We start from the raw sequence: 15,462 nt of genomic DNA, 5'->3' as shown, positions 1-15,462 counted from the left end.
ATGTTGTAGGGCTGGCCCTTGATGGTGTGGGAGAAGAAGACGTAGACACGGCCGGGCTCGAGCTCGGCTTCGGGGATTTCCTTGACCCCCAGTACGATCGGGCTTTGCAGCGGCCCGGCCACGACGCTGGCCCCGGCGGCCTGGAATTCTTCCGCCGCAAAGGCCCGGGTCGGCGATTGCTGGACCTCGAAAGCGATGCCGTGTTCGGCCACCAGGGCGCCGACATCGGCCGGCACCAGCGGCACGCGGCGCTCCCACTGGCTTTTGTTTTCGTGGCGAATGCCGATCATGGGCGGGCGGGCTCGGGCGGGCTCAACGGTCTTCGAGAATGCGGATGACCTCGGCGATCTGGTCGCCGGAATAGACCGGCATGTAGCGCCGCCGGATCGAGGCCACGTAGGCCGGCCCGCGCGGCGAGCGCACGATTTCGACCAGGTCGCCGAAAAGATCGTGTATGCGGCCCAATTCCTGGTTCAGGGCCACCACCTCGCCGGGCTCGACGGCGGGCTCGAACAAACCGCCAACCTGGCTATAGACCAGCGGCGCGTCGTCCATCAGGCGGTATTTCTTTTGTTTGCGCGGCCGGCCCGGCAGGATTCCCATGGCCCGGGCGACGCCGTTCAAGGCCGAGAGATAGTTCTCGAGGTGCGCCTCCGGAACCTGGGCGCCACCTCCGCATTCGACGATCAGGGCCGGCAGTCCCTGCTGGGTGAGGTTGGTGAACATGGTGCCGGCCAGCCAGCTATCGGTCGAGGCCCAGATGTCCGGCGTACCGGCGGCCCGGGCCAATTGCCCGGCGCGCTGTGCCGTTGCCGAGCCGTCGTTCCAATAAAGCGCATAAAAGGGCACGAACGAGCGGTCGCCGCCCGAATGCAGGTCCAGCACGGCATCGGCGCAACGCTTGGCGTTGCGAAACAGGATATTGGCCGTCTGCCGGGAATGGGGCCCGGCAGGGTCACCGGGGAAGACCCGGTTCAGGTTTTCCCCATCGATCGGGGTGTTGCGGCTGTAGCCGCGAAACGACGTCGGGTTGGCCGTCATGACGGCCACGATAGTGCCGGTAATGGTTTTCAGGTCGAGCTTGTCGAGGAAGCGGAGCAGCGCCACCGGTCCGCCCACTTCGGGGCCGTGCACGCAGCACTGCACCCACAGCACCGGCCCGGCCCGGCTGCCGCTGGCGATGATCACCGGCGAGGAAATGTCGCTGTCGGGATAGGCGCCCAGCACCAGGCGGCCCTTGGTCCGCCGGCCGCGCCTGGCAACCGCCGTGCCCACCTTCAGGGCGGTTTTTGTTTTTGCTTTGGCTCTCGCTTTGACTGCCATCACCGGTCCTCCAGCACGTCGATGGTCTCGGCCACCATGGCCCCGGAATAGACGGGCAAATAAGGTCGCACCAGGGCCGCCACGTAGGCCGGGCCGTTGGGTGATTTGAGTTCCTCGATGATGCGGCCGTGGGGGTCCATGATGCGGCCGAAGATCTGACCTTTCTTGACCACGCTGCCGACCTCGACGGCGGGCAGGAAGTAGCCGCCGCGCTTGTTGAAGACCAGCAGGCACTCGCCGACCACGCGGTATTTCTTCTGCTTGGGCGGCCGTCCGGGCAGGATGCCCATGGCCTTCGCCACACCGCTTACGGTGTTGACGTAATTGTCGATGTGGGCCTCGGGGACTTGGCCGCCGCCACCGCATTCGACGATCAGCGCTGGTTTTCCCTGCCGCGTGTAGTTGGCCATCATGCAGCCACCCAGCCAGGCATCGCGCGAGGCCCAAATGTCGGGCGTGGCGGCGGCTCGGGCCAGGCGTGCCGACTGGTTGCCCGCCTCGGAGCCGTCGTTCCAATAGATGGCATAGAACGGCACTTCGGCCTCGTCGCCGCCGGAATGCAGATCGATCATGGCGTCCGACACGGCCATCGCGGTCTTGAAGAGCGTGTGGGCTGCCTGGCGCGAATGGGGGCCCTTGGCATCGCCGGGAAAGAGCCGGTTCAAATTCTCGCCGTCCAGCGGCGTGTTGCGGGCAAAGCCGCGAAAGGCCGTGGGGTTGGTGGCCATGATGGCGATGATGGTGCCGCTCATCTTGGCAGGGTCGAGCTTTTTGAAAAGCCGCAAGAGGCCCATGGCGCCACCCACCTCGGTGCCATGGATGCAGGCCTGGACCCACAGCACGGGCCCCGGCTTGGCGCCGCACATGATGTTGACCGGCGTCGTTATGGGGGCGTCGGGATAGTGCCCCAGCACCAGCTCGCCCTTCGTCCAGCGGCCCCGCCGGGCCACGGCCGTGCCGACCTGCAAGGCTCTTGCTTTTGCCATTTTCGTTTCCTCCGTTAACGCACCGGTTTGGCTTTTTCCAGGTTCCTGACGTCCTCGATCACCGCCCCCAGCAGCTCGAGATAGCCCTCGACGATGCGCTCGCCCTTCTCCAGGGTGGCCAGGCTGGCGTCTCCCATGATACCCGAGGGCGTGAGGCAGATGGTCGGCGGCAGGCCGTAGGTCACAACTCCCACCATCTCGCCGCCCTTGGCGTAATAGCGTTTGTAGTAGTTCTCGAAGTAAGGCGTGACGACGCGCTCGATCTTGTCCATCTGCACCAGGTCGGGCCGAATCGCCAGGGTCTTGGAAGTCTCGCCCTCGTCGGCGTGATAATGAATACCCGATTCGCAGACCTCGCTTGCCGCCCGGGTCGAGAGCGCCCCGGAATAGGTGTGCCCGATCACCGCATCAGCCATCACCTTGCGCGCCTTGATGGCGGCCACGTCGATGGTGTCGTTGTTGCCGCCGTGGCCGTTGACGATGAGAAAGCGGCGAAAGCCATTGTGGTAGAGGCTGCGCAGGATATCGAGGGTAAGGGCGATTAGGGTCTCGGGCTCGAGCGTCACCGAGCCCGGGAAATCGATGTGGTTGTGCGAGACGCCATAGCGCACGCAGGGCGCCACCAGCGCGCCGCCCTGATTTTCAGCGGCTTTGGTACAGAGGTGGTCGACGTTGATCGCATCGGTGCCCAGCGGCAGGTGGGGGCCGTGCTGCTCGGTCGAGCCGACCGGCAGGATGACCACCACGTCGGGATCCTGCTCAACGATCTCGGCCGCCCGCATCCAGGTGATTTCATCCAAGCGTACGGACATGGCAAACCCTTCCTCTCGGTTGTTTCAGTGCGGCAGCGCCTTGCCACCGGCCGCTACCAAACGGCCTCCGATCAGCACCCGGCGCATGTTGCCCGCGGATTCCAGCAGGCTGGGGTCGGCCGCGACATCGCCCTCGACGACGATCAGATCGCCCAGCTTGCCGGCCGCCAGCGTGCCTGTCCGGTCCTCCACCCGCAACAGCCTGGCCGTGTTCTGGGTCGCCACCTGGATGGCCTCGAGCACGCTGAGACCGCATTTGACAAGCTGCACGATCTCGCGCCCGGCCGAGCCATGCGGCGTCAGCAGCGATCCGGCATCGGTGCCCGAAGCGATGTTGGCCCCGATGGAATGGGCGTGCTTGACGTATTCGTGGTGCTTCGAGGTGCGCTCGCGGACGTTCTCGATCATGAATTCGGCCAACCCCACCTGCGCCCCATAGACCAGGATGCGGTCCATCACGGTCAGCGTCGGCACCAGGAAGGTGCCCGAGGCGCGGGCCTTTTCGGCGCATTCCTCGTCGAAGTGCATGCCGTGTTCGATGGAGCTTACGCCGGCTTCAATGCAGCGCAGAATGGCGGGCTTGTTGTGGGCGTGCACCGCCACTGGCAGCGCCATCATATTCGCCGTCTCCAGGGCCACGGAGAATTCGTCGGGCGAGAATTCTTCTGCGTCGAGACGGCCGTGGGGATCGACCACGCCGCCGGTCTGAAAGAGCTTGATCCAGGTGGCGCCGGCCCGGGCCTGGCGCCTGATACCGGCCCGCACGGCATCGGGGCCGTCGACCACGTCGCAGATCTCGCCGTGGTCCTGCTTCAGCCAACACGGCATGATCTGACCGTGGCCGCCGGTCGCCGTCAGGCCCATGCCGCAAGGGTGCACCCGGGGGCCGATCAGGCGGCCCGAGTTGATGGCGTTGCGGGCCGCGATATCGAGATGCGCCAAGTCGCCGACGGTGCGGATGGTGGTGACGCCGGCGGCCACCGTGTCGATCAGATTGCGCGAAACCTCGAAGGCGGCCTCGCCGATGGGCCGGGCGATCACTTCTTGTACGAGGTCGTTGGGCGCGGACATGGATATGTGGACGTGGACGTCCATCAGGCCGGGCAGCACGCTGGCGCCGTCGGCCTCGACAATCTCGGCTGCCTTAGGCAGTTTCTTGCCGGACTTGGGCCCGGCATAACTGATGTTGCCGTCCTCGATCAACACCAGGGCATCGGCCAGCGGCTCGGTGCCCGTACCGTCGATCAATTGCCCGCCAACCACGGCTACTGTTGCGGCCATCTCAGACCTCCCTGGGATCTAGCCCGATATGGACCATGGTCATGCCGTTGGGCATCAGGGGGCCGGCGTTTATGGCCAGCACGATGCCGGGGTGGGGGCTTAAGGCTTCGCCATCGGGCTCGCCGTAGAGATCGAAATAGTGGCCCAGCACGGTGCCTTCCTCAAGCAGGTCGCCACAGCGCACGGCGGGTTGAAAGAGCCCACCCCTGGTCGAGTTGACCCAGGCGAAGTTGGAAAAATAGTTGAGCGGCCCGTAATCCGTGACCGGGCCTTCCAGCAGCCCCACCTGGCGCAGTACGTTGCGCAGGCGTTCGCAACAATCGGCCACCAATTCGGGCGAGAAGGCCGGGCCCTTGCCACCGGCCTCGATAAGGTAGCTGGGAATACCGTCCTTGGCCGCCGTCATCAGGGCCGAACCGGCGAGGATATCCATCGGTGCCGGCAGCGTGCTCTTGAAGCCGAAGGCCCGGGCCATGGCCTCGGACTTCGTACCCACCTCGCCCTCGGCATCGGCATAAAGCGCCCACTTCACGTCCGGCGTCATGGCGGTGTGGAAATCGACCAGGCAATCGGCGTGCTGTTTGAGTTGGCTGTAGATGGCGTGGGCCATCTGCTCGGTCAGCGAGCCGTCCGGCTTGCCCGGGAAAACCCGGTTGAGATCGCTGCCGCCGTAGCCCTCGAAGGGGCTGACACGCTGCTTTTTGCGAAAGGCCGTGAGGTTGAGGATGGGCAGCGCCACCACGGTGCCGGAAAGGGCCCCTGGATCGAGGCCGCGGAAAAGTTCGTGAATGACGTAGGTGCCGCAGTATTCGTTGCCGTGCACGCAGCCATGCAGCCACAGCGTCGGCCCCTCCTTGCTGCCTTGGGCGATCATCACCGGAATTTGCACCGGCCTGCCATCAGGCAGGTCGCCGACCCTGAGATGCCCCTTGGCGATGCTGTTGGCCTGGGATGTTGCCGTACCGATTGAGATTTTCTTCATCTGTTCAGACCTCTTTGGGATCCAGGCCGATATGCACCAGGATGTCGCCCGATGGCATCAACGGTCCCACGCTCACGGCCAGCACGATGCCGGCGTAGGGGCTTAGCTTTTCCTCCACCAGATCGCCGAAGACGTCGTAGAAACGGCCGATCAGGGTGCCTTCCTCGATGGCATCGCCGCAGCGCACGGCAGCCTGGAAGAGGCCGCCGCGGGTCGAGTTGACCCAGGCGAAATTGGAGAAGTAGGTAAGCGGCCCGTAATCCGTGACCTCGCCCGGCAGCATGTCCAGATGGCGCAGCACGTTTTGCAGGCGCTCCGCTCCTTCCAGCACGGTCTCGCGGTCGAAGGCCGGCCCCAGGCCGCCAGCCTCGACGATGTAGCTCGGGATGCCGTCGGCGGCGGCCGTCATCAGGGCCGAGCCGCCCAGGATGTCGGTGGGGGCGGGGAGCGTGTGCTTGATGCCGAAGGCCCGGGCCAGGCCCTCGGCCTTCTTGCCCACCTCGCCGTCGGCGTTGGCATAAAGCGCCCAGCGTGTGTCGCTGGTCAGCGCGGTGTGGAAATCGATCAGGTAATCGGCGTGGGCCTTGAGCTGGCTGTAGATGGCATGGGCCATCTGGTCGGTCAGCGAGCCGCCCGGGTTGCCGGGAAAGCAGCGGTTGAGATCGCCGTGGCTGAAGCTCTCGAAGGGGCTCATGCGATGCACCACATGGCTGCCCGTGAGATTGAGGAAAGGCAGGGCCACGACGGTGCCGCTCATGTCCTCGGGCTTCAGGTTCCGCATCACTTCGTGGATGATGTAGGAGCCGCAATATTCGTCGCCGTGGACGCAGCCATTGAGCCACAGCACAGGCCCCTGGCCTTTGCCACGCGCGATGATGACGGGAATGGCAATGGGCTCGCCGTCGGGCATGTCGCCGATTCTCAGATCTCCCTTGCTGATCCCCACCGCTTCGGAGACTGCCGTGCCGATTTCGATTTTTTCCATGTTCTCTGCCTCGTCTCTTTGTCTTGTACGGCGCCGGTACTAGACGCGCAGGATTTTCCGCAGCCCCACCAGGCGCTCGATGACCAGGCCCAGGACCACGATGAGCAGGATCTGTACGGTGGTGATCGCCGCCACCACGGGCGTCGTCTCCCATTGCATGTAGGAGAAGATTTCGATGGGCAACGTGGTGCGCCCGGGTCCCGAGAGGAAGAGCGAGATGTAGACGTCGCCGAAGGAGACGATGAATGCGAAGATCAGGGCCGACAGCATGCCAGGCGCAGCCAGCGGAATGACCACCTCGACCATGGTGCGCAAGCGCGATGCCCCCAGCGTCCTGGCGGCCAGTTCGAGCTGCAGATCGACGCCCTCGAGGCTGGCGATGATGCCGGCGATGGTGAAGGGCAGGCAGATCATGATGTGGCCGAAGATGAGGCCGCCGAGCTCGGGGAAGGGCACCACGGTGAGTGCCAGCAGCAACGAAATGCTGATCAAGATATGGGGAATCATGATCGGCAGGAGCGCCAGGGACTGGCCCACTTCGCGGCGCTTGCCGAGCAAACGGACGATGCCGTAGGCCGAGAGAAAACCGATGACGGTGGCGCCGACGGCCGATACCAGCCCCAGCCAGAGGCTGAATTTGAAGGCGTCGACGAAGCCCGAGCTTTCCAGGAAAACGCCGTACCAGCGCAGCGAAAATCCGCGCGGCGGAAAGACGTTGGCTTCGGTCGGATTGAAAGACGTGAAGACGACGATCAGGATCGGCGCCAACAAAAAGAAATAGATGGCGGTGATGTAGCTGCCCATGGCCAGGCGCCGGACTGGGGCCCCGCTCCAGCGCCGCGAGCGCTCCGAGCGTTCGGCCAGGCTGCCCCTGCGGTGACCTGTGGCGGCCGGCGGCGGCACTTCGGTTTCGTCAAGCTGCACGGTTCCGCCCCCCACGGAAATAGAGGAAGATGATGGAGAACTGGCAGAGCACCAGGATCGAGGCGATGGCCGAGGCGAAGGGCCAATTGAGGATGGTCAGCACCAGCTCGTAGATCATCTGGCCCAGCATGCGGACTTCCTTGCCGCCCAACAACTCGGGCGTCACCACGGCACCGGCGGTTAGCGTGAAGACCAGGGCCGAACCCATCAGAATGCCCGAGCGGCTCAAGGGCAGCGTCACTTCGATGAAGGTGCGCAGTCTGCCGGCGCCCAGCGTGGCGGCCGCTTTCTCGACGTTGGGGTCCTGGCTGGCCAGCGACGAGAACAGGGGAAACACCATGTAGGGCATGAGGATGTGCACCAGCGCCACCAGCACCGCCAACTCGGTCTCGAGGATCTTGACCGGAGCATCCACCAGGCCGGTCCATTGCAGAACCTGATTGACCGTGCCCTGCCTGCCCAGCAGCACGATCCAGCCGTAGGTGCGCACGATGACGCCGGTCATCAGCGGTGCGATCACCAGGAACATCAGGACGCCGCGCCAGACGCTTTGCGTCCGCGCCAGGAAGTAGGCCAGGGGATAGCCCAGCAGCAAGCTGAAAAGCGCCGTCAGGCCGGCAATCTTGAGGGTGCGAAAGATGATTGCCCGGTAGTAGTCGTCGCCCAACAGGCGCAAGAAGTTGTCGCCGGTCACGGTCACCACGTAGAGCTCGAGGGGCGAATACTTGAACACGCTCATGGCCAGGAAAAAGCTGATCGGCGCGATCAGAAATATCAGATAAAGCACCGTGATCGGCGCGAACATGGCGATGGCGTATCTGCCGCTGCCTTCCACGCTCAATCCTCCCTGGGCAGCACCCGGCAATCGGGCAGGCTGACCCAAACCGTGGCGTCGGCGGGAATGTCGCGGTACCGCGGCAGGCTGGGTTTGGTGCAGACCAGTTCGTCGCCGCTGGTGGTACGGAGCCTGAAGCTTATGAGATCGCCGGAAAAGACCCGCTTGGTCACCGCCGCCTCGATGCCGCTTGCCTCGGTGCCATGCTCCAGGGCAACCTCCACCCGTTCGGGCCGCACCATGAGATAGACCCTGTCGCCGATCTCGAATTCGCCGGCCACGGCCTGGCCCTCATGGCGCTTTCCCAGGCTGGCATCGACCGTGACCTTGGCGCCGTTGAGGGCGGCCACGGTGCCGGCGATGAGATTTGTGTCGCCGATGAACTCGGCGGCAAAGCGGGTGACGGGATTGTCGTAAAGCTCCTCGGGCGCCCCGATCTGCTCGATATGGCCTTCGTTGAGCAGCACCACCCGGTCGGACATCTCGAAGGCTTCGTCCTGGTCGTGGGTGACGAAGACCGTGGCGATGCCGAGACGCTGCTGCAGATCCCTGAGATCAATCCGCATGCGCTTGCGCAGCACGGCGTCGAGGTTCGAAAGCGGCTCGTCGAGCAGCAGCAGCGTGGGCTCGATGACCAACGCCCGGGCCAGGGCCACGCGCTGGCGCTGGCCGCCGCTGAGCTGGTCGGGATAGCGCCCGTCGACCCCGGGCAGGCCGACCAGTTCGAGCATCGCGATGACGCGTTCCCTGATATCGTCACGCGCCACCTTGCGCATGCGCAGCCCAAAGGCGACGTTGTCGAAAATCGATTTGTGGGGGAACAAAGCGTAGTTCTGGAACACCAGTCCCATGTCCCGGTGTTGGGGATCGAGGCCGGTGATTTCCCGACCGCCAAGCGTGACGGTGCCGGAATTGGGGAACATCAGCCCGGCGATGATGTGCAGCGTCGTCGTCTTGCCACAACCCGACGGCCCCAGGAGGGTGAGGAACTCACTCTCCTCGACGTCGAAATCGACGGGTCCGACGCCGAGAGTCGCGCCATATTTCTTGAGCACGCCTCTCAGCTGCAGGATTGGTTTGGACATAGCCGTCCTCTGGGGGGGGCTATGCCGGACTAGCTGCCCGTCACCTCCTTGTCCCAACGGGTCTTGATCTGATCGCGGAACATGAACATGGCCATGTAGTCGAATTCCCGCTGGATACCGCCGAACGCCGAGAGCTCGGCCTCGGTCATTTCCAGCTTCTTGAGGTCGGCCGGCAGGTTGGCCATGGCCACACGGTTGGTCGGCGGGTAGCCGGTCAGCCGCGAGAAGGCGATCTGGTTCTCCGGGTCCAGCGTGTTATCGACGAATTTGTGGGCCAATTCCTCGCTGTCCTTGGGCCGATGGCTGACGATGGCGGTGTTGAAGATGAAGCTCAGCCCACCTTCCTTGGGTACCACGAACTCGACCGGGGCACCGGCCTTGGCCGCCTTTTCGATGCGCGCCCCGAAGTGCGGCGCTATCCAGACCTCTTCCGAAAGCAACATCTGGTGGGAGTGCTCGACGTTGTTGATGGTCTGGGATTTGTTGTCCTTGTAAAGTGCCGCCAGCTTCTTGATGCCGGGATCGACGTTGTCGGACGCTCCGCCGTTGAGCTGGTTGATGGCGTGGAAGACCTCCTGGCCCATCCAGGTCCATTTCGGGAAGGCCACCTTGCCGGCGAACTCGGGATCCCAGAGATCGTTCCAACTGGTGATCGGCCGCTTGATGCGCTTGGTGTTGACGGCCAGGCCATAGGGCGTGTGGATCTTGCCGGCGAGGAAGGGATAGCGAAACGCCGGATGTACGTCCTTGAGATTGGGTATGCGGCTTTCCTCCCACTTGACCAGGGCGTCCAAGGCACCGAGTTGGCTCGAGAAGTTCTGATTCTGGTGGATCAGGTCCCACTGCGGCCGGCGCCGCTGGGCGATGATCATGGGCTCGAAGCGCATGCCCTTTTTCCAGATCAGCTTGGCCCCGGTCTTCTTCTCGAAGGGAACGCCAAAGGAATCATTGAACCATTTATGCCAGGTGCCCCCGGCGAACAGAATGCGCAGTTCATTGGCGGCGGCGAAGGCGGGAACACCGCTCATCGCCATCATGGCCGCCAGACCGGCTCCGCCGCCGGCGGAATAGTCCAGGAATTTCCGGCGGCTGATGGGGTTGCTGGTAAATTTCTTAGTCATGTTTCTTCCTCCCTTTCGAGTGCTGTTTTGCTGATTATTGTTTTGGCCGGCAGAACCGGCCAGGCGTGATTGCGATCTTGCCCCGGGGCGACGTCACGGGGTTGCGTCCAGAAGCTGTCGTGGGACAACAGGCCGATGCGCGAGGCCTGCGCCGTCAGATGCTCGACCATGTCGTCGTACTGCTCTTCGAAGGTGGCGTTGGTCGGGTAGGACAGACAAAAAGCCACGGGCTGCTGCCCGTCCATGCCGCCGACGGCTACGGCAATGGCGCCGAAACCGGCAAACGTGGTCTCCACGGCCTTGGTCCAACGCCTTTGCCGGGCCTCCGCCAATTCCTCGATCAAGCGCTCCACCGTGGTGGAAAAGTCGGTGACGTCGTAGTGCAGGATCGGGGGATGCATGTCGCGTACGGCCTCGTCATCAAAGCGGCAGAGCAGCGCCTTGCCGATGGCGGTGGTGAAAGCCGGCACGCGATAACCGGGCTCCAGCACGAAGCGCACCGGATAGGAGCCCTGGCGGACCCGCAGGATGACCACGTCGGATCCGTTGAGGACGCCGATGTAGCCGGTCAGGCCGAACTTCTCGACCAGCGCCGCCACCGCCGCATCGACCAGGTCGAGAATTTTCAAATGGGCCTGGTAGAGGGTGCCCAGGCGGAAGGCCAGGGGACCGGGCCGATAGCGCCGCGTGCTCTGGTCCTGCTCCACCAGGCCATGGCGCAGCATGTCCTTCATCAGGCGCGATATCGTGCTCTTGGGAACGCCGAGTTGGCGGGCCACGTCGGAGACCCGCAACTCGGGACGTTCCGAGGAAAAGCACTGGAGGATGTCGATGCCGGCGGTAAGCGAGCTCATTTCAGCGATTCCAATGTGTTCCAGTATATGGAACGAGGTCTGAAATATGATACGACTCTGCTGAGGCTCCCGTCAACGGAGCCTGGCATATTCGCAGGAGGTGGGCATGAGCGAACAATTGCTGGCGGCGATCGACGAACATCAGGCCCTCGAGTTTCTGGCCGCCATGGTGCGCTTCAAGAGCTACAGCGGCACCCCGGGCGAGGGCGAGCTGGCCCGCTTCATGGCCGACAACATGACCTCGTTGGGTCTCGATGTGGCGCTCACCGAGGTCACGGAGGGGCGTCTCAACGCGGTCGGCCGCTGGCCGGGCGGCGCTGGCGGCGGCTCGAGCTTGATGTTCAACGGCCACCTCGACACCAACCCGGCGACCGACGACTGGACCATCGATCCTTGGGGCGGCAAGTACGACAGCGAATTCATCTACGGCATCGGGGTTTCCAACATGAAGGCCGGTGACGCCGCCTATTTCAGCGCCCTCAAGACCCTGATCGACAACGGCGTCCAGTTGCAGGGCGACGTTGTTTTGGAGTACGTGATCGGCGAACTGCAGGGCGGCGTCGGCACCCTGAAGGCCATCGAAGATGGCGTCCGGACCGATTATTTCATCAACGCCGAACCCACCGACCTCAATGGCCTGACGTTGCACGCCGGGGCCTTTAATTTCGTCGTCGAGCTTCACGGCATCACCCGCCACGTCTCCAAGCGCGAGGAAGGCGTCGATGCCGTGCTTGCCGCCTCGGCGCTGATCCCCCGGCTCGACGCCATGACCTTCAGTGGAGCCACCAACGACGACCACTTGGCGGTAAATCGCGCCAACGTCGGCGTTGTGCGCGGCTCGCTGACGCAAGACTTTCACGACTGGCGACCGCCGCAGGTGGCCGACTATGCCCGCCTCGTCGGCACGGCGCGCTATGCCCCCAGTCAGAGCGAAGAAAGCGTGCTGGCCGACGTTCGCCGCCTGCTCGATGAATTGGAGGCCGAGTTCCCCGGACTGCGGGCGGTCCTGACCAAGGAACACGACGGCCTTCGTCCCACCATGCTGCCCTTCGAGGCGGCACACACCTCGCCCGTGGTGCAAGCCGTCGGCGAAGCCTACCGCCAGGTGCGCGGCCAGGCCCAGCCACAAGGGCCGATCAAGCCTTATTGTTATTACGGCACCGACGCCGCCCACCTGCTGCACAAGGCCGGCATGGCGGGCATCGTCTGCGGCCCGGGCGGGCGTTACAACACCATGCCCGACGAGCGCGTCGATGTGCCGGACTATCTCGATATGATCAGAATCTACCTGCTGGCCATGCTCGAGGTCTGCCGTGTCGGGTGAAGCTACGGTGGGGGAATTCTCCGCGGCTGAGATGAGCCGACGCCAAACTGCGGCAAGGGCCGCCATGGCCACGCGCAACCTGGATGGTCTGCTGCTCTTTCAACAGGAAAGCCTGTACTATCTGATGGGCTACGACACCACCGGCTATGTCGCCTTCCAGTGCCTGCTGTTGTTGCCCGAGGGCGCCGCCACCCTGTTGACGCGCCAGCGTGAGCGCCTGCAGGCCGAGCTCACGTCAAGCATTGAAGATATTCGGACGTGGCAGGAAACCGAGGACGCCGACCCGGTTGCCGAACTCGCGTCGCTACTCGAGGGCGCCGGCTGCCGGGGCCGGCGCCTGGGCATCGAACTCAATGCCTGGGGCATGACCGCGACCCGCTGGCAGCAAATCCAGGCCGGCCTTGACGGTTTCTGCCAGCTGGTCGACGCCAGTGACCTGGTCAGCGAACTTCGCCTGATCAAGAGCCCGGCCGAGATCGCTTGCGCCCGCCGAGCCGCCGAACTGGCCGACTTGTCCCTGGCCGCGGCGGCCCGGCTCTGTCTCTCTGGTGCCTATGAGGGCGACATCGTCGGTGCCATGCAGGGTGCGCTGTTTCGTGGTGGCGGTGACTATCCCAACGGCATGGTCGCCGGATCGGGCCCCGGCGCGCTGATGGTGCGGGGCTATTCGGGCTATCGCAAACTGGATCCGAACGACCAGATGCAGCTCGAGTTTGCCGGCGCCTATCGCCATTACCATGCCGCCCTAATGCGCACCATCCTGACCGGCGGCGCCAGCGACTACCAGCTCAGCATGCATGAGGCCTGCGTCGCCGCGCTTACGGCCTGCCAGCAGGCCTGCCGGCCGGGCCAGACCTTCGGCCAGGTCTTCGATGCCCAGGCCCAGGTCTTCGACAAAGCGGGCTTCGAGAACTGCCGGCTCAAGGCCTGCGGCTACAGCCTGGGCGCCACCTTCGGCGCCAGTTGGATGGACTACCCCATGCTGTTTTCCGGCAATCCCGTCGAGATCCAGCCCCATATGGTGATTTTCCTGCACATGATCCTGCTCGACAGCGAAGCCGCCACGGCGATGTCCTTGGGCGAGACCGTCGTGGTCGGCGAGGGCGCCTGCCAGCGGCTCTCGGCGGCCGACTGGAAGCTGATCGTCAACTGATGGCACCGCCCGTCCTGCATTTCCGCGAAAGCGAATTGGCGGCCCGCCGCGGCCGCGCGGTTCAAGCCATGCGTGCCGGCGGCCTCGACGGTCTGCTGCTGTTCAAACAGGAAAGCCGCTATTACCTGTCAGGCTACGATACCGGCGCCCACACCTACTTCCATTGCCTCTATTTGGGTGCCGACGGCCGCATGGGGCTACTCTGCCGCCTGCCCGACGTGCGCCAGGCCCGTTTCACTTCGGTCATTGAGGACGTGCGCTATTGGTCCGACGGCCCCGAGGCCCGGCCCGGCGAGGACCTGCGCGCCATGCTCGAGGATTACGGCTGCGCCGGCCGACGCCTCGGCGTCGAGACCGATTGCTGCGGCATGACGGCCCAGGTCTGGCGGCACCTGGCGACGGCCTGCCAGGGTTTTTGCCACCTCGAAGCGGCCGGCCACCTGATCGACAGGCTGCGCCTGGTGAAAAGCGCGGCCGAGCTCGAGATCGTCGGCCGGGCCGCCGGGCTGGCCTACCAGGCTCTTGCCCGGGGCCGCGAGTTGGCCCGGCCCGGTGCCTATGAGGGCGATATCCTGGCCGCCATGCAAGGCGCCGTCTACCAGGGCGGCGGCCAGACATCGGCCACCGAGTGGGCCATCGGCTCGGGCGACGGGGCGCTGCTGGCCTACCACACGGGCCGGCGCCATCTGGCTGAACGCGACCGCCTGCAGCTCTGTCTCTCGGGCGTTTATCTACGCTATCACGCCAGCCTGGCGGCCTCGATATTCGTCGGCCCGGCCGAGCCCCGCCTGCAGCGCCTATTTGATACCTGCCAGGAAGCCCTGGCGGAAATCACCGCGGCCTGCCGCCCGGGGGCGGCGCTCGGCGACCTAGTGGCGGCCTACCGTGGGGTGGCTGATGGGGCCGGCCTGGACGGCGCCGCCCTGACCACCTGCGGCCACGGCCTGGGCGCCACCTACGCCCCGGCGGCGGCCGATTGGCCGACCATCGTGATGGGCTCGTCGCTCCTCATTGAGGCCGGCATGGTGCTTTATCTCGAGGCGGCGCTGGTCGACGGGGAAAGCCGCTCCGCCATGGCGCTCGGCGAAAGCGTGGAAGTCACGTCAAGCGGCTGCCGGCCGCTGGTCCCAGCAACGGCATAAGGATTTGGCCATGCCTCAGGCGAAAGGCCCGCGCCACCACAACACCAACCCGGCACTCGAGGGTTTCGCGACCTATGCCGATGCCCTGGAAGTGGCGGCCGGGAATCGGCTGCTGTTCGTCTCGGGGCAGTTGGGCATGGCCGACGATGGCACGGTCTCTGAAAGCTTCGCCGAACAGTGCGCCCTGGCCTGGCGTAACCTTGGGCGCGCCCTGGCGGCGGCCGGCATGGGGCTTGGCGATCTCGTCATGTTGCGCATTTACCTGACCGACGCCGCCCAGCTCGGCACCATGCGCCGCATCAAGGACGAAACCCTGGGTGAGTTGCGCGTCGCCTCGTCGGTTCTGGTGGTGGCGGCGCTGGCCGATCCGGGCTGGCAGATCGAGATCGAGGCGGTGGCCGCCAAGCCTCCGGGCTAATCTCCGGAAACCGATCGCTCCAGCCTGGGATAGGCGGCAGCCAGCGTCAGCGCACGGGCGGTAAACAGTATCATCAGAGCCAGCCAAAGCCCGTGGTTTTGCCAATTCGCCACAAACAGCGCCACGGCGCCAGCGTAGACCAGCACCGAGAGAAACATCGAATTGCGTAGCACGCGGCTACGCGTGGCGCCGATGAAAATGCCGTCGAGCTGGAAGCTCCAGACCGAAATCAGCGGC

Annotated in this window: 17 protein-coding genes; 4 read left to right on the top strand and 13 right to left on the bottom strand. The window is 64.8% G+C overall.

Going from position 1 to position 15,462, the window contains the following annotated elements; translation table 11 throughout:
• From QGG75_19680 to QGG75_19625, 12 genes are all read right to left on the bottom strand, one after another.
• The coding region (locus QGG75_19680; GenBank protein MDP6069450.1) for a hypothetical protein at positions 1 to 290 on the bottom strand (290 nt) is incomplete at its 3' end.
• A gap of 22 nt (positions 291 to 312) precedes the next feature.
• Complete coding sequence (locus QGG75_19675) at positions 313 to 1,323, bottom strand: succinylglutamate desuccinylase/aspartoacylase family protein (protein ID MDP6069449.1); 1,011 nt, start codon at positions 1,321 to 1,323, stop codon at positions 313 to 315.
• Entirely contained in the window at positions 1,323 to 2,309 is a 987-nt protein-coding gene (locus QGG75_19670; protein ID MDP6069448.1) for a succinylglutamate desuccinylase/aspartoacylase family protein, read from the bottom strand. Before QGG75_19670 ends, QGG75_19675 begins: the two co-directional genes overlap by 1 nt.
• Before the next feature lie 14 nt (positions 2,310 to 2,323).
• Positions 2,324 to 3,121 carry a creatininase family protein gene (locus QGG75_19665; protein MDP6069447.1) on the bottom strand — a complete coding sequence of 266 codons (798 nt, stop codon included), beginning with the start codon at positions 3,119 to 3,121 and terminating at the stop codon, positions 2,324 to 2,326.
• 24 nt (positions 3,122 to 3,145) lie between these two features.
• Positions 3,146 to 4,402, bottom strand: coding sequence for an amidohydrolase family protein (locus tag QGG75_19660; GenBank protein MDP6069446.1), 1,257 nt, complete (start codon positions 4,400 to 4,402; stop codon positions 3,146 to 3,148).
• A 1-nt stretch (position 4,403) separates the two neighbouring features.
• The gene (locus QGG75_19655; GenBank protein ID MDP6069445.1) at positions 4,404 to 5,384 is read right to left on the bottom strand and encodes a succinylglutamate desuccinylase/aspartoacylase family protein; all 981 of its coding nucleotides are present in this window, start codon (positions 5,382 to 5,384) and stop codon (positions 4,404 to 4,406) included.
• A gap of 4 nt (positions 5,385 to 5,388) precedes the next feature.
• Entirely contained in the window at positions 5,389 to 6,369 is a 981-nt protein-coding gene (locus tag QGG75_19650; protein ID MDP6069444.1) for a succinylglutamate desuccinylase/aspartoacylase family protein, read from the bottom strand.
• Between the two features lie 39 nt (positions 6,370 to 6,408).
• Positions 6,409 to 7,293, bottom strand: coding sequence for an ABC transporter permease (locus QGG75_19645; protein ID MDP6069443.1), 885 nt, complete (start codon positions 7,291 to 7,293; stop codon positions 6,409 to 6,411).
• The gene (locus QGG75_19640) at positions 7,283 to 8,128 is read right to left on the bottom strand and encodes an ABC transporter permease (GenBank protein ID MDP6069442.1); all 846 of its coding nucleotides are present in this window, start codon (positions 8,126 to 8,128) and stop codon (positions 7,283 to 7,285) included. Before QGG75_19640 ends, QGG75_19645 begins: the two co-directional genes overlap by 11 nt.
• A gap of 2 nt (positions 8,129 to 8,130) precedes the next feature.
• Entirely contained in the window at positions 8,131 to 9,213 is a 1,083-nt protein-coding gene (locus tag QGG75_19635) for an ABC transporter ATP-binding protein (protein MDP6069441.1), read from the bottom strand.
• A 29-nt stretch (positions 9,214 to 9,242) separates the two neighbouring features.
• Positions 9,243 to 10,334: an extracellular solute-binding protein gene (locus QGG75_19630; protein ID MDP6069440.1), complete on the bottom strand. Its 1,092-nt coding sequence runs from the start codon at positions 10,332 to 10,334 to the stop codon at positions 9,243 to 9,245.
• A complete protein-coding gene (locus QGG75_19625; GenBank protein MDP6069439.1) occupies positions 10,331 to 11,188 on the bottom strand; it encodes an IclR family transcriptional regulator in 858 nt (285 codons plus the stop codon). Before QGG75_19625 ends, QGG75_19630 begins: the two co-directional genes overlap by 4 nt.
• Positions 11,189 to 11,294: 106 nt before the next feature.
• On the opposite strand from QGG75_19625, the gene QGG75_19620 reads away from it, so the two are divergent.
• The 4 genes from QGG75_19620 to QGG75_19605 are packed head-to-tail and all read left to right on the top strand — an operon-like array spanning position 11,295 to position 15,225.
• Positions 11,295 to 12,512 carry a M20/M25/M40 family metallo-hydrolase gene (locus QGG75_19620; GenBank protein MDP6069438.1) on the top strand — a complete coding sequence of 406 codons (1,218 nt, stop codon included), beginning with the start codon at positions 11,295 to 11,297 and terminating at the stop codon, positions 12,510 to 12,512.
• A gap of 31 nt (positions 12,513 to 12,543) precedes the next feature.
• Complete coding sequence (locus tag QGG75_19615; protein ID MDP6069437.1) at positions 12,544 to 13,665, top strand: Xaa-Pro peptidase family protein; 1,122 nt, start codon at positions 12,544 to 12,546, stop codon at positions 13,663 to 13,665.
• Positions 13,665 to 14,807 carry a Xaa-Pro peptidase family protein gene (locus QGG75_19610; GenBank protein MDP6069436.1) on the top strand — a complete coding sequence of 381 codons (1,143 nt, stop codon included), beginning with the start codon at positions 13,665 to 13,667 and terminating at the stop codon, positions 14,805 to 14,807. The genes QGG75_19615 and QGG75_19610 overlap by 1 nt, the downstream gene beginning before the upstream one ends.
• Positions 14,808 to 14,817: 10 nt before the next feature.
• Complete coding sequence (locus QGG75_19605; protein MDP6069435.1) at positions 14,818 to 15,225, top strand: RidA family protein; 408 nt, start codon at positions 14,818 to 14,820, stop codon at positions 15,223 to 15,225.
• Here QGG75_19605 and QGG75_19600 read toward each other — a convergent pair.
• A partial coding sequence (locus tag QGG75_19600; protein MDP6069434.1) for an MATE family efflux transporter occupies positions 15,222 to 15,462 on the bottom strand: 241 nt, incomplete at its 5' end. The genes QGG75_19605 and QGG75_19600 overlap by 4 nt on opposite strands.

The organism is Alphaproteobacteria bacterium (assembly GCA_030740435.1).
GTDB lineage: Bacteria > Pseudomonadota > Alphaproteobacteria > UBA2966 > UBA2966.
Note: the sequence above shows the minus strand (reverse complement) of the source record. Positions and strands in the feature narration are given on the sequence as shown.